Raw genomic sequence first — 20,331 nt, forward strand, 5'->3', positions numbered from 1 at the left:
TGCGGCACGCCCGGGGGTGCCGGTTGTGCTTGCCTGGAGTGCACTCCAAGTCTCTAGCGTGGAGGTCATGACGGTGACCGAGACAGCCGCGGCGGCCGGTGTGGGCGATTGCGCGTCCCGGACGTCGGTCCGGCCCCGGCCGGACGGGCAGGACAGCTACACCATCGGCGAGGTGGCGGCCCTGACCGGGCTGAGCGCCCACACGCTCCGCTGGTACGAGCGGATCGGGCTGATGTCCCGGGTGGGCCGCTCGCACAACGGGCAGCGCCGGTACGACAACGACGATCTGCGCTGGCTGGAGTTCGTCGGCAGGCTGCGGCTGACGGGGATGCCGGTGGCGGACATGGTGCGGTACGCGGAGCTGCTGCGCGAGGGCGACCACACCTTCGCCGCCCGGCAGGAGCTGCTGGTCCGGCACCGGGAGGAAGTGCGGCGGCACATCGCCGAGCTGCGGGCGACGCTCGCGGTACTCGACTTCAAGATCGAAATCTATGGAGGTTCGGCACGGTGACTCTCGACAGGACTCCCCTCGACAAGGTGCGGCTCGGCGGCGCGGACGGCCCGGAGATCGGCGTCCAGGGGCTGGGCTGCATGGGCATGAGCTTCGCCTACGGGCCGACGGACGCCGGCGAGGCGCGGGCCACGCTGGAGCGGGCGCTGGAGCTGGGCGTGACGCTGTACGACACGGCCGACATGTACGGGCTGGGGGAGAACGAGAAGTTCATCGCGCCGTTCGTCGCCGCGAACCGCGACGCGGTGACCGTGGCGACGAAGTTCGCGATCCAGCTGGACCCGGAGCGGCCGCAGTGGCGCGGCATCCGCAACGACCGGCCGTACATCCGCCAGGCCGTCGAGGGCAGCCTGCGGCGGCTCGGCGTCGAGGTGATCGACCTCTACTACATGCACCGTCGTGACCCGTCGGTCCCCATCGAGGAGACGGTCGGCGCGATGGCGGAGCTGGTGGAGGAGGGCAAGGTCAGGCAGCTCGGCCTGAGCGAGGTGACCGGGCCGGAGCTGCGGGCGGCGCACGCGGTGCATCCGATCGCGGCCCTGCAGTCGGAGTGGTCGGTCTTCAGCCGGGACGTGGAGCGGACGGCGGTGCCGGCGGCGGCCGAGCTGGGGGTGACGCTCGTGCCGTACTCGCCGCTGGGGCGGGGCTTCCTCACCGGTGCGGTCACGTCGGCGGGGGAACTGTCGGCCGACGACTTCCGGCGCACGCTCCCCCGGTTCACCGAGGAGAACGCGGCGCGGAACGCGGAACTGCTCGCGCCGCTGCGGCAGATCGCCGAGGACCGCTCCCTCACCCCGGGGCAGGTGGCGCTGGCCTGGGTGCACACGCAGGCGGAGGTCCACGGGCTGACGGTGGTCCCGATCCCGGGGACGCGCAGGCCCGCGCGGGTGGAGGAGAACACGGCGGCAGCGGCGGTCCGGCTCACGGAGGACGAGCTGAAGCGGCTCGAACCGCTCGCGGAGCAGGTCGCGGGCGACCGTTACCCCGACATGAGCACCTCGTCGGCGGGACGCGAGTAACCGGAGCGGGCCCGGGGGCCGTCGCCCCCTCGGTGCGCCGCGTGCGCGGTGCGCACGTGCCCCGGAACGGCTGTTCCGTCAGCCGTTCCGGGGCACGCCCACGCGCGGCCGGCTGACGGAGGGGCGGGGGCGGTGGGGCCGCGCGTGTCCTCCCGCCCGCCGGCCGGGCCGCCGCCCACGCCCTCACCCGTCTAGCCCGCCCCGATCGACTCCGATTCCGCCGGGGCCGGACGCTCCTCGTCGCCCTTCCGCAGGGCCACCTCGACGTGGCCGTCGACGACGCGGGTGTCGAAGGCGGGCTGCGGGGCGGTCGCCGGGCCGCGGACGTTCCAGCCGTCGGAGAGGCGGAAGACGCTGCCGTGCCAGGGGCACTCGACGCATCCGTCGGCGACGGTGCCCTCGGAGAGCGGGCCCGCGAGGTGGCTGCACCGGTCGGCCAGCGCGTGGACGGTGCCGCCCGTTTCGCGGACCACCAGCACCGGGACGTCGTCCACCATGCGGCGCACCGGGCGGCCGGCGGGGAAGTCGGCCACCGGGCCGACGCGGTGCCAGCCCTCGGTGACGAGGTGCGGGACCTCTTCCGCGTGGTTGGCGCCGGAGGCCTGGCGGTAGGCGAGGTGGCCGCCCAGCATGCCGCCGATCCCGACGGCCGTCATGCCGAGGAAGCCCAGCACGCGGCCCGCCGTGCTGCCGTCCGCGTCGCCCTTGCGGCGGCAGGCGAAGGAGGCGGCGTACAGGCCGATGCCCACGGCGTTGGTCATGGCGTGGACCAGGCCGACGCGCTGCTGCTGGCGGTGCAGGTCCGCCCAGTCGACGGCGCCGGCCAGCGCGGCCGGGGCCGCCGCGGCCAGGCCGACGCCGACCAGCAGGCGCGCCTCACGGGCGTGGCCGGGGCTGAGGTCGAGGACGGCGGCGGAGAGCCAGCTGCCGATCGGGAGCTGCACCATCAGCGGGTGCACCGGGTGGCCGAGCCACCTGCCGTGCAGGGCGTCCCGGCCGCTGCCGAGCGGCAGGGCCCGGACCCGCTCGCGGAGCGTCTCGATCAGGGCGTCCGCCCTCGGGTCGCGCTCCAGGCGGTCCAGCAGCCACAGGGTTCGGTTCTGCCGCAGTCGGCGGCGACGAGGCGTCGTGGTCATGGCCGCCGGGTCCCCGCCGGGACCTCCGGCAAACGGACCGGCCGCCACCGCCCCGGCGCCCGGCCGCTACCGCCCCGGCTCGATCAGCGGGGCGAACGAGTCCAGCACGCGGTGCAGTCCGAACGCGTAGGCGTGGTCCGGGTCGAGGGCGCTGCCGTGGGTCTCGCCCACCGTCGTGCCGACGCGTGAGGCGAGGGGGTAGGCGGCGGGGTCGAGGACCCGGTCGAGCAGCGGGGCGTTGGCCTCCCACCACTCCTGGTCGTCCATGCCGCCGTCGCCGCGGGCGGCACGGGCGTCGGCGGCGGTGCGGGCGTTGGCCTGGACGAAGGTGAGCAGGTGGGTCAGGCAGTCGTCCATGGTGACGTCGTCGAGGCCGAGTCCGTCGAACGCCGAGAGTTCGTGCTCGTACTTGGCCATCTGCCCCGGCCCGAGCGGTGGCCGGACGGTGGAGACGGTGGCCGCCCAGGGGTGGCGGGCGAAGAGCGCGCGGTTCTCGTCGGCGACCGCGGTGACCCGGTCCCGCCAGGGGCGCCCGGAGGTGTCGGTGCGGGGCATGCGGGCGTAGGCGGCGTCCAGCATGAGGTCGAGCAGTTCGGCCTTGCCGGGGACGTAGGTGTAGAGCGTCATCGGGACCACGCCGAGGTCGCCGGCCAGCCGGCGCATGGCGAGCGCGTCCAGTCCTTCGGCGTCGGCGATGCGGGTCGCGGTGTCCACCACGACGTCGACGCTCAGTGCCCGGCGAGGGCCCCGGCGGGGGGATGCGGGCGCGTCGGCCTTCGGGTCCCCGAGGGTGTGGCGCCACAGCAGGCGCAGGGTGCTGGCGGGGTCCCCCGCGCTGGTTCGTTCGGTCGGCACGTCCACATCTTCCCCGGAACCATTGCTGTACGCTGTATAATGTACGTCGTACAGAGAAAGCCCGCCAGATCCGCCGCAGCCATGGTTCCGCCCAGGAGGCCCCCATGAAGATCACCGCATGCGCCGTCTCGCTGAACGTCGAGGACGTCTCCGCCTCCAGCGCCTTCCTCAAGGACCACTTCGGATTCCACGAGGCGATGGCGGCCGACGGCTTCGCCTCCCTCACCCGTGACGACCTCGCCATGAACGTGGTGTTCCTGCGCCGGGGCCTGGAGTCGCTTCCGGCCGACCAGCGCGACGACCACGCACAGGGCCTGATCCTGGCCTTCGAGGTCGACGACCTGGAGGGCGAGCTGGCCCGCCTGGAGGCCGAGGGCGTGACCGTGACCATGCCGCTGACCGAGGAGGAGTGGGGCGAACGCGCCTTCCAGGTCCGCGACCCCAACGGCGTCATCGTGCAGCTGGTCGACTGGAAGGGGAGCGCGGCCGCCTGACCCCTCGGGGCGGTCGCCCGACCCCTCGCGCGCGGCGCCGGAGAGCCGGACGGACGGCTCCCCGGCGCCGTTTCCAAGCCCTCCGGAAGCGGTCCGGCGGTGAGGTGGCCCATAGGGCCCAGATCACTTACTAAGCCGGATAGAAGGACGGGGGCGGGGCCTCGAGTGTCGTTCCGGCCGTCCGGGGACACGTTCCGGCCGCCCTGCCTGCACGTTTCCGTTTCATTCCGATTTGTGACGTTATGCGTAGCCATCTCACTCTCTGCGCCTCTTACGAAGAAGCTTCGTAGATCACACCTTTGTCACCCGGCTGGAGTACCGGTTACCAATGAACCCGTCGCCGGGCACCGCCCCGGTCCACCGGCGGCAGTCCCGATCTCCGAGCCAAAGGGTTCCGCATGTTCCAGCGCGTCACGCTCCGCACCTCCGGTACCTCCGCCCTCCGCACCCGTGCCGCGGTCGTCGCGGCCGGCCTCGGAGCCTCGGTGGTACTGGGCGCCGGGGTCGCGACGGCGGCCGGCGCTCCCGAGGCGGTCGCCCCCCAGGCGGTCGCCCAGGCCAAGAAGGCCGTGAAGCCGAGCTGGGTCGACCCGGTCCAGCACTACAAGCTGTCCGCGAGCTTCGCCTCGACCCGGCCCAGTTCCTCGCCTCCAAGGGCGTCAAGATCTGAACCGGTGACCGGTGACCGGTGACGCGCGGCGGCGCACGGTGGGGAGACCCCCGCACCAGGTGAACGAGAGGCCCTCCGGCACGACGCCGGAGGGCCTCTCGTGCGTCCGGTCGCGCGGCCGGGCCCGCCCGCCCTCCGGTACCGGTCTCATCTCACAGTGCACGAGGGCCTGCCGGGCGGCCCCGGCGGGCGCATACTGGCATCAATGACAAAGTCAGCAGCACCCAAGCGTCATCTGCCGACCAGCCCCTTCAAGGCCCCGGTCGCGCCGCCCCTCAAACACTTCGCCGTGGGTGACCGGGTCACCCACGACCTGTACGGCCTCGGCCGGGTGATCGGCATCGAGGACGGGATCGCCGCCCTCGTGGACTTCGGCCCGTCGCAGGTGCGGGTCCTGAGCCCGTACGCCAAGATGAGCAAGCTCTAGAGCTCCGTCGCCGTCACCGCCGCCGTGCCCGGCCAAGGCACCCGGGCCCGCGGCCACGCGGGCCCGTCAACGAACGGGAGATCCCCTCATCGAACTGTCCTCGCTGTTCTCGGCCCCCGACGGGGCATCCCAGCAGCGCGCCGCCGTGGCGTCGCCTCCTCCGGCGACCCAGCCGTTCCAGGCCCCGGACTTCGGGGAGGACGAGACCCTCTGGCTCGACGACGCGCAGCCCTTCGTTCCGGAGGCCGGGGCCACCCGGCGGGGCTGACCGCCACGCGCCCGCCCTCGCCGCGGGGCCGGGGAACGGCGTCCGGGCGGCGGAGGCGGGGGCAAGGGCGGGGCGGGTGACGCCTTCGGAGTCACGCACGCCCGCCGGGGCGCGGCACGGTTTTTCGGCCGCGGGTGTCGGTTACCCGCTCTACTGTTCTCCCTGTTCGAGAGCCCGGAAGGGCGGATGGGGGGAAGAACCAGGTGAGTCAGAGCTTCCGCGTGGATCTCCGCGGGATCGTCGATCTGCTGAGCCACCACCTGTACACCAGCCCGCAGGTGTACGCGCGGGAACTGCTGCAGAACGCGGTGGACGCCATCACCGCCGCGCACGGGGCCGACGCCGGGCAACGGGGCGTCGGCCGGATCGTGGTGGAGTCGGCGGACAGCACGGGGGACGGTTCGCTGACCGTCACCGACAACGGCGTGGGACTGTCCGAGGCCCAGGTGCACGAGCTGCTGGCGACCATCGGCCGCAGCTCCAAGCGGGACGAACTCGGCTTTGCGCGCCACGAGTTCCTCGGCCAGTTCGGCATCGGCCTGCTGTCCTGCTTCATGGTGTCGGACGCCGTCGAGGTCACCACCCGCCGTGAGGGGGAGCCCACCGTGCTCTGGCACGGCGCGTCGGACGGCAGTTACACCGTCCGCACCGCCGGGCCCGGCGAGGAGCGCCCGGAGACCGGCACCACGGTCACGCTGCGGCCGCGCCGGGGCAGCGAACACCTGCTGACCCGGGCCTCGGTGACCGAGTTGGCGACCCGCTTCGGCGGACGGCTGCCGCACGCGGTCACCGTGGACGGCGTGGGGATCACCGGCGGACCGGCGCCCTGGGACCGTCCGGAGGACGAGACGCCGGCGCGGCGGCGGGCGCGGCTGGAGGCCTACTGCCAGGAGGTGTTCGGGTTCGCGCCGTTCGACGTCGTGGACCTGGAGACCGCCGAGGCCGGCCTGCGCGGCGTGGCCTTCGTGCTGCCGATGCCGGCCAACCCGTCGGTGCCGGCCGCGCACCGGGTCTACCTGAAGCGGATGCTGCTCTCCGAGCGCGCCGAACGGCTGCTGCCAGAATGGGCGTTCTTCGTGCGGTGCGTCGTCGACACCGCCGAACTGCGGCCCACCGCCGGCCGGGAGGCGCTGTACGAGGACGCGCTGCTGGAGTCCACCCGCGACGCGCTGGGCGACGTGCTGCGGACCTGGCTGGTGCGGCTCGGCCGCCAGGACCCCGCGCGGCTGCGGGACTTCCTGCGCGTGCACCACCTCGGCGTGAAGGCACTGGCCCTGCACGACGACGAGATGCTGCGGCTGGTCGCCGACTTCTGGCCGATGGAGACCAACGTCGGCCCGCACACCCTGAGCGAGTTCCGCGAGCGGTACGGCCTGGTGCGCTGGACCCCGCTGGTGGACGAGTTCCGCCAGCTCGCCCCGGTGGCCGCCGCGCAGGGGCTGGCCGTGGTCAACGCGGGCTACGTGTACGACGCGCAGATCCTCGAGCGGCTCGCCGCGGTGGAGCCCGCCCTGGAGACGGAGGTGCTGCGGGCCGCGGACCTCACGACGCACCTGGAGCGGCTGGACGCCGAGGAGGAACGGGCGCTGGCTCCCGTGCTGGCGGCGGCCGAGAAGGTCCTCGGCCGGCTCGGCTGCGACCTGCTGGTGCGGTCCTTCCAGCCGGCCGGCCTGCCCGCCCTGTACCTCTTGGACGACGACACGGCGTTCCGGATGGACCTGCGGGAGACCAAGGGCCGGGTCGACGACGTGTGGGCGTCGATCCTCGGCAGCCTGGAGGCCGACGGCGAGCCACGGCCCCGGCTGGTGCTCAACCACCGCAACGCGCTGGCCCGGCAGGTGCTGTCGCTCGCCGACCCGGAGCTGCGGGCCACCTGCCTGGAGGGGCTGTACGTCCAGGCCCTGCTGCTGGGCCACCACCCGCTGCGCCCGGCCGACACCGCCGTGCTCAACCAGTCCTTCCTCGGCCTGATCGGCCGTGCCGTGTCCGCGTCCGCCACCTCCCCGGGAGACGACCGATGAGCCGTACCGAGCAGGAGGTCCGGCAGCTCTACGCCGAGGCGAACCGGATGCCCGCCGGACCCGCGAAGTTCGCCGCGCTGGAGCAGGCGGCCCGGCACGCGGACGCCCTCGGGCTGGTGGAGTTCGCCTTCGAGATCCGGATGCGCTCCACCTCCGTCTTCCACAACAACGGGGCGGCGCAGAAGGCGATGGTCGCCTTCTCCTGGTGCCTGGCGGCCTACGACCGCGAGCCGGAGCGCTTCGGCGGGTGGAGCGAGCGGAGCCTGCTGTGGAACCTGAAGTGGATGATCTACAACGTCCACCAGTTCCCGGAGATCCCGCTGCGGCACGCCCTGGACCTGCTGGAGGACATGGAACGCCGCTACCGGCGCGGCGGGCACAGCATGCACGCCGTGCTGCAGCACCGGGGCCTGATCGCCGAGAGCGTGGGCGAGCTGGAGCAGGCGCGCGAGCACTACGAGCGGATGGCCCGCGCCCCGCGCGACCACCTCTCCGACTGCGCGGGCTGCGTGCCCAGCAGCCAGACCCGCACCCTGGTGGCGCTGGGCCGGGACGAGGAGGCGATCGAGGTCGGCGAACCGGCCCGCACCTCCTACTGCAGCGACCAGCCGCAGTGGATCAACTCGGAGCTGCTGCTGCCGTACCTGCGGACCGGGCAGCCGCACAAGGCGCTGGAGGCGCACCGCACCGCCTACCGGCGGATCCGGGAGAAGCCGTACCACCTGGCCGAGCTCGCGCTGCACCTGATGTTCTGCGTGCACACCGGCAACCCGGAGCGGGGCCTCGACCTGGTCGAACGGCACCTGCACTGGCTGGACTCGCCGCGCACCCCGCTCGCCGACGCGGACTTCTGCGCGGCCGCGGTGGCGGTGCTGCGCACCCTGCAGGAGCGGGGCGAGGGCGACCGCCCGGTGCGCTCCCGCGCCGGCTCCGCGGGCGGGCGGGGCGCGGTCACCGTGGCGTCGCTGGCCGCCGGACTGCGGGAGCGGGCGCTGCGACTGGGCGAGCGGTTCGACGCCCGCAACGGCAACGCGTACCAGGGCGAACGGCTGCGGCGGCGGATGGCGGCGGGGCCGCTCGGCGAACCGCTGCCGCTGCACGTCTTCCACCCGGCCGCGCACTCCGCCGCGGATCCGCGGGCGCGGCGGATCCGGGAGCTGGTGGAGAACGTCGCCGCGCTGACCGCCGCCGGCGAGGGCGAGGCGGCGGCCGTGGCCCGGCTGGAGGCGGCGGAGGCGCTGCTCGACGCCGGCCGCGGCGAGGAGGCGGCGGAGGCCGCCGAGGAGGCCGTCCGGGAGGTCGAACGCCTCGGCCTGGACGGACACGGGCCGCGCGCCGCCTGGCTGCTGGTCCGCGCGCACCGGGCGGACGGCGACCGGCAGCGGGCCGCCGCCGTCCTGCGCGACCTGGTGGAGGGCACCGCCCCGGACGCCGTGCTCGACGGCCTGCCGTCCCGGCCCGGGCTGGAGGAGGACCTGGGCCACCTGCTGACGGACGCCGGCGACCGGCACCGCTGGTTCCTGTCCGCCTCCCTCGGCTACGCGGCGGCCGGCCGCACCGAGGAACGCCTGAGGTCACTGGTCATGGCCCTGCGCACCGCGGACGGTCCCGAGGCGCTGGCCCGTGCGGCCTCGGCGGCGGAGGCGGCCGTGACCGGGCCGGGCGTCGGAGCCCTCCGGGCGGCACACGTCCGCCTGGTCCTCGCCGACGTGCTGCGCGACGCGGGGCGCCCGGAGGAGGCCGCGGCACAACTGGAGGCGGTCCGGAAGGAACCGCCCGGCTCCGGCCCGGAGTACCGGGAGGTGCTCGCCCGGGCGCTGACCGCCCTGGGAGCGGTGCGGTTCCGGCTCGGCGAGCACGGGGCCGCGGAGGAGGCCGCCCGCGCGGCCCTCGCCCTCGGCGCGGACGACGACTGGACGGCGGCCGTCACCCTGGCGCTCGCCCTCCGCGCGCGCGGAGCCGCCGAGGAGGCCCGCGCCGTGATGGAGGCCCACGGCCTCGACGAGGAGGACGTCGACGAGGAGAGCCTGGACGACTGCTGAGAAGCCCGGACGACCGGTGAAGGACGCGGAACGAACCGCGGGGACGGGGAAGGCGGCGGTGGCCGGACGGCGTTATGTGGCCCGGGGGGGTACCGGGCGGGTACCGGATCTGGGACAACCGGGGGAAGCGCCACTGGGGCGACCTGTACGAGCTGTGTCCGGACGACCTGCTCACGGAGCTCAACGGGGCGAAGGACCCGGCGCGGCTGACGGAGCTGCTGCGGCGGTACCGCGCCGCCAGGCGTTGAGGGCGGGGAGAACCGGGGCGGGCCGGTGCGGTGCGGATCCGGGCCCGCTGCCACCATCGTGGGGACGGCCGGGAACGGCGCGCGGGGATCCGGCCCGCGCGCCCGGCCACGGGACGGAGGACCGGCGCATGCCGCACGTGATCATCAAGCACTTCCCCAAGGACCTCGACGAGGAGACCCGGGCGCGACTGGCGGCCCGGGTCTCGGAGGCGGTGCAGGAGGCGTTCGGGGTGCGGGCGGGGGCCGTGTCCATCGGGCTGGAGCCGGTGGAGCGGGAGGACTGGGACGCCGAGGTGTACCGGCCGGAGATCGCGGGGCGCGAGGACCGGCTGATCCAGTTCCCGGACTACTGACCGGCGGACCGCCGGTTGACGGGGCGTCGGTCGACGGACCACCGGGCGGCGGACCACCGGCCGGCGCCCCGCCGCCCGCTCAGCGGTAGAAGGTGATCCGCGGGTGCGCCTCGGGGTCGAGCCAGGCGATGATCTTCTCGACCGTGTCGCCGTCGACCATCAGGTCGGTGTCGTCCGGTTCCCCGTATCCGTGGACCAGGGTGTCCCCGGCCCCGTCCGTGTCGGCGACGAAACCGTGGGAGACGTTCGACGGGCCGAGGTCGAGGCCCCGGAAGGTTCCCCCGGTGACGCGCTCGTAGGGGAAGCGCGTGCCCTCGGGGGCCTTCCGGTCGCCGAAGGCCGTGGTGACGGGATAGGTGCCCTCGGGGACGCCGATGCCGTCCTCCGCCAGGCCGGCGGAGAATTCTTCCTTCCACGTGCCGGTGGCGGGGTCCTTGGTCCAGGCGATGACCTTCGGGAAGTACTGCTGGTTCAGGTAGACGGTGACCATCTGGGTCGCGTCGCCCGGCTCCGCCTCGTCCGGGAACTCCTCCGCGTAGAGGTCGGTGGGGTCCGAGCCGGAGGAACCGGACGAGCCGCCGGAGCCCGAGCCGTGGTCGTCGTCATCGTCGTCGTAGTCGTGGTAGCCGCCGTAGCCGGACGAGCCGCCGCCGGCGCAGGAGGACGAGCCGCCGCCGTCCGAGCCGCCGGAGTTGCCCTTGCGGCCTCCGGACACGGCGCAGCTGTCACCGCAGGCGGCGGTGAGCAGCACCGTGGAGGACAGCGCGCAGACCACCAGGACCGCGCGCGCCCGCAGCAGCCGGCGACGCGCCTTCGGGGCGGCGGGGACGGGCGGGGGGACGGACTCGGCCGGCGGAAGATCTTCCGGGGACACGGTGGGGCCCTTCGCGCGGGACGGTGACTGCGGTGCGCCAGGGACCCTATCGGAGCACGGCGGGGTCCGGTGCGGGAACGGGCGGGTCAGTCCTGCGGCTCGCGCTCCTCGCTCGGCAGGAAGCCCTCGACGACGCGGCGGTCGCGGCGGACCTGGTACGCCGTGGAGACGGCGATGAGCAGGAGGGCGGGGGCGACGGGGATCAGGTAGGGGGCCATCAGGGGGTCTCCTTCCGGTCACGGTCGTACGCGCGGTCGCGGCCGTGGTCCTGGCCGTGGGTGCGGTCCCGGCGGGGTCCACGCCCGCGGTCGCGGTGCGTCCTGGTGAGGGCGGTCCCGATCGCGGCGACGCGGTCGGCGAGCGGGCCGAGGGCGGCGACGGCCCGGGTGACGGGGTCGCCCTCCGGTCCGCCGGGGGCACGGGCGCGCGCGGACGCGGCCCGGACCTCCCGGAGGGGGTCGGCCTGTTCACCGGTCAGACTGCCACGCGGCTCCGACAGCCGGAGCAGGCCGGCCCCGGCGCCGGTGGCGGGGGTCCGGGCCCGGGCGCGGTGGTGGTCGTCGGTCACGGCGGCCGGCCCGGCGCCGGACGTGACGGGCCGCACGCGCCGGGCGATGCGGTTCATGCCGCGGTGCGGGCGCCGGAGCGGGAACGGCGGTTCGGTGCGAGGGGCGTCCCGCCCCGCTCCCCCCTCCGGAACGGCTTGGAGGAGACCGGCACCGGCGGCGGGGCGGCGGGCGGGCAGCCGGCGGCAAGCACGCCGGTGCCGGTGGGAACAGCGTCCATGGCAACGTCCTCGAGCGTCGGGAACACCTCTGAGCGGTGGGGAGAACGGTCCGGACGGCCGCGCGGACCGAGCCGCGGCGGGCCGTCGTCGAAGGCCCCGGTTCCGGACCCCGGCACACTGCCGGGGTCCGGAACCGGGGTCGTCCCCCGTGCTCCCCGTGTGCACATCATGAACGCCCGCGGCGGACCCGCGCATTGCCGGTTTCCGGCAGCGTTGGCTAAGGTCCCGCTGCCGGGTGGGCGTCAGGAACGCGTCAAGAAGCGTCGAGGGAACGGGCGGTGGAGCGATGACTCCAGGGGTGGGACCGGAGGACTTCCTGGACGGTTTCGACCGCATCCTCGTCGAGGTCGCGGCCACCGGACGCCGCCTGACGCGGGAGGAGCTGGAGTCCCGCCGGGACCTGGGCGAGCAGGCGGCCGAGGCCGGGCTGGGGCTGCGCGGAATGGTCGGCGCGCACTTCGCCGCAGCCCGGGAGGCCTGGCCCGCCGCGTCCGCCGGAGCGGGCGGGCCCGGTTCGGCGGACTCCGCGCTGGCCGCGGTCCAGCAGGCGGTCGACTCCTTCGCCGAGGGGTACGAGCGGGCGCAGCGGCAGGCGATCCGTCAGGAGGAGGCGGGGCGGCGGGAGTTCATCGACGACCTGCTGCACGGCCGCAGCGACCTGGGCCGGCTGGCGGAGCGGGCCGAGCGGTACGGACTGCGGCTGGCCCGCGCGCACGCGGTGGCCGTGGCGGAGGGGCCGGCCGCGTACGAGGAGGGCGACCCGGTGCCGCGGCGGGTGGTGCGGGCGATGACCGCGCGGTTCGACAGCCGGCGGATCCTGGTCACCACCAAGGAGGGGCGGATGCTGTGCATCGCGCCGGGCGACCAGGAGGACGTCCTCGCCTGGTTCGCCAAACAGGCGTACGCGGCGACGGACGGCGGACGGGTCGCGGTGGGGCGGTCCCATCCGGGGCCCGGGGGTGTCGTCCAGTCGTACGAGGAGGCGCTGAACACGCTGGAGATGGCGGAGCGGCTGGGATTCGACGGACCGGTGCTCAAGGCGGCGGACCTGCTGGTCTACCCGGTGCTGGCGCGTGACCGGCAGGCGCTCGCCGACCTGGTGGTGAGCGCGCTGGGGCCGCTGCGGTCGGCGCGGGGCGGGGCCCGGCCGTTGCTGGACACGCTCACCGCGTACTTCGACTCCGGGTGCGTGGCGGCGGAGGCGGCGCGGCGGCTGTCGCTGAGCGTGCGGGCGCTGACGTACCGGCTGGAGCGGATACGGCAGCTGACGGGGGCGGACCCCGCGGATCCGGGTCAGCGGTACACGCTCCAGACCGCGGCCATCGGCGCCCGGCTCCTCAACTGGCCCGCGCAGGAACTGTGAGCCGACGCCGTCCGCGCGGCCGCCCGACGGGCGGCATCACCGCCCGCGGCCCGCGCTCCACCCGGACGGCGCTCCACGGCGGGCGGGCGGACCGGCGTCTGCCTAGCGTGGCAGCACGTAACGGGTCCGCGACAACCGGAGGTTCCCATGGCCCTGCGCCGCTCCCTGTCCCGCGTCGTCATGAGCGCCGCCGCCACCGCCCTGCTGTTCGCCGGCGCCGCGCCGGCCACGGCCGGGGACGACCACCACCACCACCCCTCCCCGCCGAGCGAGCAGTTCTACCAGGGCCGCGTGACGGCCCCGGGAGGCCTGCGGCTGCACACCTCGCCCACCACCGGCAGCGAGGTGATCGGCTTCGCCCCCAGGGGCTCGGTGGTCGACATCTTCTGCAAGGCCCCCGGCGAGACCGTCGACGGCAACCCGCTCTGGTACCTGCTCGCCGACGGCACCTGGGCCTGGGGTCCCGCCCGGTACATCAAGAACATCGGCCCGGCCCCCCGCTGGTGCTGACATAACGGGACAACACGGCCGCCGCTTGCTACGTTCCGACCCATGACCACCCAGGCCGCGCGGGACGGGAAGGCAGCGGAGCCGACGCCCGCCCCGGCGGTGCCCGCCGGCCGCCGGGGCGTCGAGCTCGCCCTGATCGTCCTCGCCGTGTTCCTCTCCGTGTGCGGTTACTGCGCCGTGGGCCTGGCCCGCACCGGACACGTCCCGCCCGACGCCGTCCGTCACGGCGCCGGGCTCGGGGCGCTGGCCCTGACGGCCCACGTCGTGGTCCGGCTGCGCGCCCCCCGCGCGGACCCCCTGCCGCTGCCCATCGCCGTGCTGCTCAACGGCCTGGGCCTGGTGCTCGTCCACCGCCTCGACCTGGAGACGCCCGGCGACCGGGCGGCGCCCGCGCAACTGGTGTGGTCGATGCTGGGGGCCGGGCTGTTCATCCTGGTCGTCTGGCGGTTGCGGGACCACCGCGCGCTGCGGCGGGTCACCCGCGCGTGCGGGATCTCCGCGCCGGCCCTCCTGGTGCTCCCGGCCTTCTTCCCTGCGGTGAACGGCTCCCGGATCTGGGTCCGTGCCGCCGGCTTCTCGCTCCAGCCCGCGGAGTTCGCCAAGGTGCTGCTGGTGGTGTTCTTCGCCGGGCACCTGGCGGCCCACCGCGAGGCGCTCGCCGGGACCGGCCGCCGGGCGCTGGGCCCGGTGGCCGCGACCTGGCTGCTGAGCGTGGGCGTCCTGGTGCTGGAGCGGGACCTGGGCACCTCCCTGCTCTTCTTCGCCCTGTTCGTGATCCTGCTCTACGTCGCCACCGGCCGCCTCGCCTGGATCGCGCTGGGGTCGGCCCTGCTGTCGGCCGCCGCGGTGGCCGTGGCGCGGATCGAGCCGCACGTGCGCGGACGGGTGGCGGACTGGCAGGACCCGTTCGCCTCCGTCGCGGCGGGCGAGGGCGCGGGACAGCTCGCCCAGTCGCTCTTCGCCTTCGCGGCCGGCGGACTGTCCGGGGAAGGGCTGGGTCAGGGGCAGTCGAGCCTGATCGGCTTCGCGGTCAAGTCGGACTTCATCCTGGCCACGGTCGGCGAGGAGCTGGGGCTGGCCGGGCTGAGCGCCGTCATCGTGCTCTACGCGCTGCTCGTCGAACGCGGCTACCGCGCCGCCCGGCTGGCGCGCGACCCGTTCGGACGGCTGCTGGCGGTGGGGCTGGCCTCGCTGGTCGCCGTCCAGGTGTTCCTGATCGCGGGCGGGGTGACCGGTCTGATCCCGCTGACCGGGATGGCGATGCCGTTCCTGGCGCAGGGCGGGTCCTCGGTGGTCACCAACTGGGTGATCGTCGCCCTGCTGATCCGGCTCGGCGACGCGGCCAACCGCGCCCCGGCGGAGGACGTCCCCCCGGACGGCCCGTCCGCCGTGCCGGTGGGCGGTCCGGTGGGCGGTCCGGTGGGCGGTCCGGTGGGCGGTCCGGTGGGCGGTCCGCGGGAGGCGGGGCCGTGACCCGCACCGTCCGCCACGCCGCGCTGTTCTGCCTGCTGCTGCTCGCCGCGCTGCTGGTGAACGCCGCGCGGGTACAGGTGGTCGAGGCCGGCCCGTACGAGCGCCACCCGGCGAACCGGAGGGCCGACATCGACCGCCACCACCGGCCGCGCGGCGACATCCTGGTCGGCGGCCGCCCGGTGACCGGCTCGGTCGACACCGGGGAGCGGTTGCGCCACGAACGCACGTACACCGACGGCCCGTTGTACGCGCCGGTCACCGGTTTCGCCTCGCTGGCCTACGGCGCCACCCTGCTGGAGCACGCGGAGGACGACGTCCTCGCCGGCCGCCATCCGCTGCTCGCCGCGCTCCCCCTGTTCGGCGGACCGGCCGACGGCGGCGGCGACGTGTTCACCACGATCGAACCGGCGGCGCAGCGGGCCGCGTTCGAGGGGCTGGGCGACCGCAAGGGCGCGGTGGTGGCGCTGGAGCCGGCCACCGGGCGGATCCTGGCGATGGTCTCCACCCCCTCCTACGATCCCGCCGAGCTGTCGGGCAACGGGCCGTCCGCGGCCAGGGCCTGGCGCCGGCTGCTGGGCGACGCGGACCAGCCGCTGCTCAACCGGGCGGTGCGGCAGACGTACCCGCCGGGGTCCACCTTCAAGGTGGTCACCGCGGCGGCCGCGCTGGAGGCGGGGGTCGTGCGGGACCTCGACCAGCGGGTCGGCGTGCCGGGCCCCTACCGGCTGCCGGGCACCGGCACGGAGCTGACCGACGAGAGGGCGGAGTGCGGGCGGGCGACGCTGCGGCAGGCCTTCGAGTGGTCCTGCAACACGGTCTTCGCGCGGCTCGGCGTGCGGGTGGGCGCGCAGCGGATGACGCGGACGGCACGGGAGTTCGGCTTCAACGACGCCGGGCTGCGGGTGCCGTTCGGGGTGGCCCCCTCGACGTTCGACCCGGACGTGGACCGGGCGCAGCTGGCCCTGTCGTCGATCGGGCAGTACAACACGCGGGCCACGCCCCTGCAGATGGCACGGGTCGCCGCGGTGGTGGCGGGCGGCGGGACGGCGCGCACGCCGTACCTGGTGGAGCGGACCACGACGGACGGCGGGACGACGATCGGCCGGGCCGGGCCGCGGGGGCTGCGGCAGGTGGTGCGGCCGGTCACGGCGCGGCTGCTGCGGGAGCTGATGACGGGCGTGGTCACGGACGGGACGGGGGGCCAGGCGGCGGTCGCGGGGGCGGAGGTCGGGGGCAAGACGGGGACGGCGCAGCACGGCGTGGGCAACGCGGGGACGCCGTACGCGTGGTTCGTGTCGTGGGCGCGGGGGAAGGGCGAGCTGGAGCCGCGGGTGGCGGTGGCGGTGGTCGTCGAGGACGCGGCGGCGGACCGCGGCGACATCACCGGCGGTGACGTCGCCGCCCCCGTCGCCCGCGCGGTCATGAAGGCGGTCCTCGACTCCTGAGCGGCACGACCGTGCGGGCGTCCCCGCCGGCCGGACCGCGCCCACCGCGCCCGTGCCGTGCGGGCCCGCGCGCGGGGCCGCACCGCGGGTGCGCGGACCGGGCCCGGCGGACGGCACCGCCCCTCCCCCGGCTGCCCTTTCCCGAAAAGGGACCCGGCCTCCGCGGACTCGTGCCGTCCAGGGGATTGACGCCCTTGCTGACACGCAGTCTCATAAGAGAGTACCGCCGGTAACACTCGTACGACCGACCGCACGACGAGGTGGAGAGCCATGACGACCGTGACGGACACCGACACGCTCGCCGGATTGCGTGACGCGCTCGGCCTGCTGAAGGACCGCGAGCAGGTCGCCAAGCGGCTGCTCGACTCGTCCGCGAAGCACTCCTTCGACCCGGACAAGGAGCTGGACTGGGACGCGCCCTTCGAGGAGGGCAAGTGGTTCTGGCCCCCGGAGCTGGTGTCGCTCTACGGCACCCCGCTGTGGAAGCGGATGAGCGAGGAACAGCGCATCGAGCTCTCCCGGCACGAGGCGGCCGCGCTCTGCTCCCTCGGCATCTGGTTCGAGATCATCCTGATGCAGCTGCTCTGCCGGCACATCTACGACAAGAACCCCACCAGCAACCACGTCCGGTACGCCCTCACCGAGATCGAGGACGAGTGCCGGCACTCCAAGATGTTCGCCCGGTTCATCCAGCGCTCCGGCTGCCCGGAGTACCCGGTCAGCACCGTGCACCAGAACCTGGGGCGGCTCTTCAAGACCATCTCCACCACCCCCGGGTCGTTCACCGCCACCCTGCTGGGCGAGGAGATCCTGGACTGGATGCAGCGGCTGACCTTCCCGGACGAGCGGGTCCAGACCCTCACCCGCGGCGTCACCCGGATCCACGTCGTGGAGGAGGCCCGCCACGTCCGCTACGCCCGCGAGGAGCTGCGCCGCCAGATGGTGACCGCGCCGCGCTGGTCGCGCGAGTTCACCCGGCTGACGTCCGGGGAGTTCGCCCGGGTCTTCTCGGTCGCGTTCATCAACCCGGAGGTGTACACCAACGTCGGCCTCGACAAGCGGCAGGCGATGGAGCAGGTGAGGAACAGCGGCCACCGCCGGGACGTGATGCAGACCGGTGCCAGGAAGCTGACCGACTTCCTCGACGACATCGGCGTGCTGCGCGGCGCGGGCCGCAAGCTCTGGCAGTCCTCCGGCCTGCTGGCCTGACCGCGCCCGCGGCTCCGCCGTGCCCGCGGCTCCGCCGTGCCCGCCGCGCCCCCTTCCGGGGCGCGGCGGGCACGCGCGCCACACTGGTGGGGTGAAGAGTGAAGAGACGCCCTTCAAGGGCGGCCCCCTGGACGGGCGGAGCCTGCCCGTGCTGCTGGGGATGACCGGGCAGCCGCCGAAGTACTACAAGGTGCCGGTGCCCGGCCCGGACGGCGCGCGGCCCACGGTCCTGGTCTACCGCCGGGAGCCCCGGGCGCACGGCCGCCGGCTCGGGCTGCCGGCCGGCTGGAAGTACGTCTTCGTCCCCGACGGCACCGGCGACGAGGGCCGCCCGCGCTGGCCCTGGTCACGCACCTCGCGCACCGCCCGGTCCACCGACGGGTGACCTCGTTGCGCCACCCGCCGACCTCCGCCGCGCGGACCGCGGCGGGCCCGCCCATCCTGCCGGTGCGGAGCGGAAGGACCGCCCCGCACCGGAGGTGACGTCATGTCAGGAAGCCTGCGAGGCGGGCGCGTTCCGCTCCTGCTGTGCGCCGCGGCGGTCGCGTCCGGCGCCCTCTCCCCCGCGCCGTCCGCCTTCGCCGACGACGACCCGGCGCCTCCCTCCGCCGCCCGGCACCGGCCGGTCGCCGTCCTCCTCGCCGATCTGCGCACCCTCCACCGGCAGGCCGGACGGGCCGCCGAGGAGTACGACGCCGCCGGTGAACGGCTCCGGGAGCAGCGGGAGAGGACCGACCGGCTCGACGCCGAGCTGGCCCGGGCCCGGCTCTCCCTCGACGACGGCCGCGCGGCGGCCGGACGGTTCGCGCGGGCCCAGTACCGGAACACGGCGGGGGCGGTGTCGCCGTACGTGCGGGTCCTGTTCGCCCGCGATCCGCAGACCGCCGTGGAGGAGGGCCGGATGGTGGCCCGCGCGGCCCGCGAGCACGCCCGCTCGGTGCGGCGGCTGGCCGGCGGCGAGCACCGGGTGCGCGACCTGGCCCGCCGCGCCCGCGCCGCGCTGGACGCGCAGCTGGTGCTGGCGGAGCGCCGGAGGAAGGCCGACGACCGGGTCCGGGACCGGCTCGGCCGCGTCGAGGAACTGCTCGCCTCGCTGACTCCGGCGCAGTTGAGGGCGCTGTCCGCCCACGAGCGCCGTACCGGGGCGGAGCCGGGCGGCAAGAGGGCGGGGGACGGGGAGCCGGCCCGCGCGCCGGCGGCCGAGGCTCCTTGAGGCGGGCACGCGGCACCGCCCGTCACTCCCCCGGAAACGGCACCGGGAACGACCCCGCCGCCCGGCCGGGAGGCGGGGCGGCGGGGCGGCGGGGACCACCGGTGCGTGCGGCGCGGGGGCGTCAGCCGCTGACGGAGGCCAGGTAGGCGTTCGCCTTGTCCGGCTCGTAGAAGAAGTTCTCGAAGTCCGCGGGGTCGTTGAACCCGTTGGCGAACCGGTCGGCGACCGGCTGGAGCTGACCGGCCGCGCCGATCACGTCGAGCACGTGCTCCGGCGGCGGGGCCAGCATGGCGTTGGTCCACTTGGTGACGTGCTGGGCGGTCGCCCAGTAGCGGTCGAAGGCGGCCCGCATCCAGTCGTCGTCGAACGGCTTGTCGCCGTGCTCGAGGATGGCCGCCAGGTAGGCGGCGGCGCACTTGGAGGCCGAGTTGGAGCCCTGGCCGGTGATCGGGTCGTTGGCCACCACCACGTCCGCGACGCCGAGCACCGAGCCGCCGCCGGGCAGCCGGCCGATCGGGTTGCGCACGGTGGGCGCGTACCGGCCGGAGAGGGTGCCGCCCGCGTCGGTGAGCTCCACGTTGGTGGCGCGCGCGTACTCCCAGGGGGTGAAGCGCTCCATCAGCTCCAGGGTGAGCGCCAGGTGCTCGGACGGGTCCTTGACGCCCCGGAAGACGTCCAGCGGGCCACCGGGGACGCCCTCCCAGAAGAGGATGTCGGCCCGGCCGGAGAGGGTGTACGTCGGCATGACGAACAGCTCGCCGACGCCCGGCACCAGGTTGCAGCGGACCGCGTCGAACTCGGGGTGCTCCGGGCGCGGGCCCAGGCCGTGGACGTAGGCCACCGCCAGCGCGCGCTGCGGCTCGCCGTAGGGCGACCGCGAGGCGTCGCGCTCGAACATGGAGACGAGCTCGCCCTTGCCGGCGGAGACCAGCACCAGGTCGTAGGCGCGGGAGAAGTAGTCGAGGTCGGAGACGGCCGCACCGTGGATGACCAGCTGGCCGCCGCGCTGGGCGAAGGTCTCCATCCAGCCGGCCATCTTCACCCGCTGGTCCACGGACTGGGCGTACCCGTCCAGCCTGCCCACCCAGTCGATCACGCGCTGCGACTCGGGACCGGCGACCGAGACGCCCAGGCCCTCGATCCTCGGGGCCTGGGACTCCCAGAAGTTGAGCTGGAGGTCCCGCTCGTGCTGCAGGGCGGTGTGGAACATGCACTGCGTCGACATGACGCGGCCGGAGCGGATCTCGTCCGCGGTCCGGTTGGACATCAGGGTGACCTCGTACCCGTGCTGCTGGAGGCCGAGGGCGAGCTGGAGACCGGACTGGCCGGCTCCGACGACGAGTATCTTCCGCATGCGGGATGTCTCCTACTCCGGACGCTGGGGTCGCGCCCGGTTGCTCAGGGGTGACAGGC

The 20,331-nt window shown here is 74.8% G+C and carries 22 protein-coding genes and 2 pseudogenes; 17 read left to right on the plus strand and 7 right to left on the minus strand.

Going from position 1 to position 20,331, the window contains the following annotated elements; all coding sequences use genetic code 11:
• Positions 1-67: 67 nt before the first annotated feature.
• Both A2U95_RS06175 and A2U95_RS06180 read left to right on the plus strand, forming a co-directional pair.
• On the plus strand, positions 68-511 hold the full coding sequence (locus tag A2U95_RS06175) for a MerR family transcriptional regulator (RefSeq protein WP_166021209.1): 444 nt from the start codon (positions 68-70) through the stop codon (positions 509-511).
• Entirely contained in the window at positions 508-1,530 is a 1,023-nt protein-coding gene (locus tag A2U95_RS06180; protein ID WP_240957215.1) for an aldo/keto reductase, read from the plus strand. The genes A2U95_RS06175 and A2U95_RS06180 overlap by 4 nt, the downstream gene beginning before the upstream one ends.
• 191 nt (positions 1,531-1,721) lie before the next feature.
• Here A2U95_RS06180 and A2U95_RS06185 read toward each other — a convergent pair whose 3' ends face one another.
• Both A2U95_RS06185 and A2U95_RS06190 read right to left on the minus strand, forming a co-directional pair.
• Positions 1,722-2,666: a Rieske (2Fe-2S) protein gene (locus A2U95_RS06185; RefSeq protein WP_206282825.1), complete on the minus strand. Its 945-nt coding sequence runs from the start codon at positions 2,664-2,666 to the stop codon at positions 1,722-1,724.
• Positions 2,667-2,732: 66 nt separating this feature from the next.
• Positions 2,733-3,521, minus strand: a complete 789-nt coding sequence (locus A2U95_RS06190) for a TetR/AcrR family transcriptional regulator (RefSeq protein ID WP_166021210.1) — start codon at positions 3,519-3,521, stop codon at positions 2,733-2,735.
• A 104-nt stretch (positions 3,522-3,625) separates the two neighbouring features.
• On the opposite strand from A2U95_RS06190, the gene A2U95_RS06195 reads away from it, so the two are divergent.
• The 8 genes and pseudogenes from A2U95_RS06195 to A2U95_RS06230 all read left to right on the plus strand — a co-directional run bounded on the left by A2U95_RS06195 (position 3,626) and on the right by A2U95_RS06230 (position 10,044).
• Entirely contained in the window at positions 3,626-4,015 is a 390-nt protein-coding gene (locus tag A2U95_RS06195; RefSeq protein WP_166021211.1) for a VOC family protein, read from the plus strand.
• A 398-nt stretch (positions 4,016-4,413) separates the two neighbouring features.
• Positions 4,414-4,641: pseudogene (locus A2U95_RS06200) on the plus strand (M23 family metallopeptidase); the annotation flags it as partial.
• Between the two features lie 249 nt (positions 4,642-4,890).
• Positions 4,891-5,112, plus strand: a complete 222-nt coding sequence (locus tag A2U95_RS06205; RefSeq protein ID WP_151771280.1) for a hypothetical protein — start codon at positions 4,891-4,893, stop codon at positions 5,110-5,112.
• Positions 5,113-5,257: 145 nt separating this feature from the next.
• On the plus strand, positions 5,258-5,380 hold the full coding sequence (locus A2U95_RS33350; RefSeq protein ID WP_277350866.1) for a hypothetical protein: 123 nt from the start codon (positions 5,258-5,260) through the stop codon (positions 5,378-5,380).
• Between the two features lie 203 nt (positions 5,381-5,583).
• Entirely contained in the window at positions 5,584-7,401 is a 1,818-nt protein-coding gene (locus A2U95_RS06215) for an HSP90 family protein (protein WP_166021212.1), read from the plus strand.
• Positions 7,398-9,443 (plus strand): ATP-binding protein, encoded by a 2,046-nt coding sequence (locus tag A2U95_RS06220; RefSeq protein ID WP_166021213.1) that lies wholly within the window; start codon positions 7,398-7,400, stop codon positions 9,441-9,443. Before A2U95_RS06215 ends, A2U95_RS06220 begins: the two co-directional genes overlap by 4 nt.
• A 58-nt stretch (positions 9,444-9,501) precedes the next feature.
• A pseudogene (locus A2U95_RS06225) lies at positions 9,502-9,691 on the plus strand (hypothetical protein).
• Between the two features lie 128 nt (positions 9,692-9,819).
• Positions 9,820-10,044, plus strand: a complete 225-nt coding sequence (locus A2U95_RS06230) for a tautomerase family protein (RefSeq protein WP_166021215.1) — start codon at positions 9,820-9,822, stop codon at positions 10,042-10,044.
• A gap of 79 nt (positions 10,045-10,123) precedes the next feature.
• Here A2U95_RS06230 and A2U95_RS06235 read toward each other — a convergent pair whose 3' ends face one another.
• The 4 genes from A2U95_RS06235 to A2U95_RS06245 all read right to left on the minus strand — a co-directional run bounded on the left by A2U95_RS06235 (position 10,124) and on the right by A2U95_RS06245 (position 11,704).
• Complete coding sequence (locus tag A2U95_RS06235) at positions 10,124-10,918, minus strand: hypothetical protein (protein ID WP_166021216.1); 795 nt, start codon at positions 10,916-10,918, stop codon at positions 10,124-10,126.
• Between the two features lie 86 nt (positions 10,919-11,004).
• Positions 11,005-11,136 (minus strand): hypothetical protein, encoded by a 132-nt coding sequence (locus A2U95_RS33355; protein ID WP_277350867.1) that lies wholly within the window; start codon positions 11,134-11,136, stop codon positions 11,005-11,007.
• On the minus strand, positions 11,136-11,543 hold the full coding sequence (locus A2U95_RS06240; RefSeq protein WP_166021217.1) for a hypothetical protein: 408 nt from the start codon (positions 11,541-11,543) through the stop codon (positions 11,136-11,138). Before A2U95_RS06240 ends, A2U95_RS33355 begins: the two co-directional genes overlap by 1 nt.
• A complete protein-coding gene (locus A2U95_RS06245; protein WP_166021218.1) occupies positions 11,540-11,704 on the minus strand; it encodes a hypothetical protein in 165 nt (54 codons plus the stop codon). Before A2U95_RS06245 ends, A2U95_RS06240 begins: the two co-directional genes overlap by 4 nt.
• A 287-nt stretch (positions 11,705-11,991) precedes the next feature.
• On the opposite strand from A2U95_RS06245, the gene A2U95_RS06250 reads away from it, so the two are divergent.
• From A2U95_RS06250 to A2U95_RS06280, 7 genes are all read left to right on the plus strand, one after another.
• Complete coding sequence (locus A2U95_RS06250) at positions 11,992-13,068, plus strand: PucR family transcriptional regulator (protein WP_166021219.1); 1,077 nt, start codon at positions 11,992-11,994, stop codon at positions 13,066-13,068.
• A 147-nt stretch (positions 13,069-13,215) separates the two neighbouring features.
• Positions 13,216-13,578, plus strand: coding sequence for an SH3 domain-containing protein (locus tag A2U95_RS06255; RefSeq protein WP_166021220.1), 363 nt, complete (start codon positions 13,216-13,218; stop codon positions 13,576-13,578).
• A gap of 42 nt (positions 13,579-13,620) precedes the next feature.
• Positions 13,621-15,051 carry an FtsW/RodA/SpoVE family cell cycle protein gene (locus A2U95_RS06260; protein WP_166021221.1) on the plus strand — a complete coding sequence of 477 codons (1,431 nt, stop codon included), beginning with the start codon at positions 13,621-13,623 and terminating at the stop codon, positions 15,049-15,051.
• Complete coding sequence (locus A2U95_RS06265) at positions 15,048-16,496, plus strand: penicillin-binding transpeptidase domain-containing protein (RefSeq protein WP_166021222.1); 1,449 nt, start codon at positions 15,048-15,050, stop codon at positions 16,494-16,496. Before A2U95_RS06260 ends, A2U95_RS06265 begins: the two co-directional genes overlap by 4 nt.
• A gap of 270 nt (positions 16,497-16,766) precedes the next feature.
• Positions 16,767-17,705 (plus strand): AurF N-oxygenase family protein, encoded by a 939-nt coding sequence (locus tag A2U95_RS06270; RefSeq protein WP_166021223.1) that lies wholly within the window; start codon positions 16,767-16,769, stop codon positions 17,703-17,705.
• Between the two features lie 91 nt (positions 17,706-17,796).
• Positions 17,797-18,090 carry a hypothetical protein gene (locus A2U95_RS06275; protein ID WP_166021224.1) on the plus strand — a complete coding sequence of 98 codons (294 nt, stop codon included), beginning with the start codon at positions 17,797-17,799 and terminating at the stop codon, positions 18,088-18,090.
• A 102-nt stretch (positions 18,091-18,192) separates the two neighbouring features.
• Complete coding sequence (locus A2U95_RS06280; protein WP_166021225.1) at positions 18,193-18,918, plus strand: coiled-coil domain-containing protein; 726 nt, start codon at positions 18,193-18,195, stop codon at positions 18,916-18,918.
• Positions 18,919-19,039: 121 nt separating this feature from the next.
• Here A2U95_RS06280 and A2U95_RS06285 read toward each other — a convergent pair whose 3' ends face one another.
• Complete coding sequence (locus A2U95_RS06285; RefSeq protein WP_166021226.1) at positions 19,040-20,272, minus strand: styrene monooxygenase/indole monooxygenase family protein; 1,233 nt, start codon at positions 20,270-20,272, stop codon at positions 19,040-19,042.
• Between the last annotated feature and the right edge of the window lie 59 nt (positions 20,273-20,331).

Origin of the sequence: Streptomyces chilikensis (assembly GCF_001642695.1) — a bacterium.
Lineage (GTDB): Bacteria > Actinomycetota > Actinomycetes > Streptomycetales > Streptomycetaceae > Streptomyces > Streptomyces chilikensis.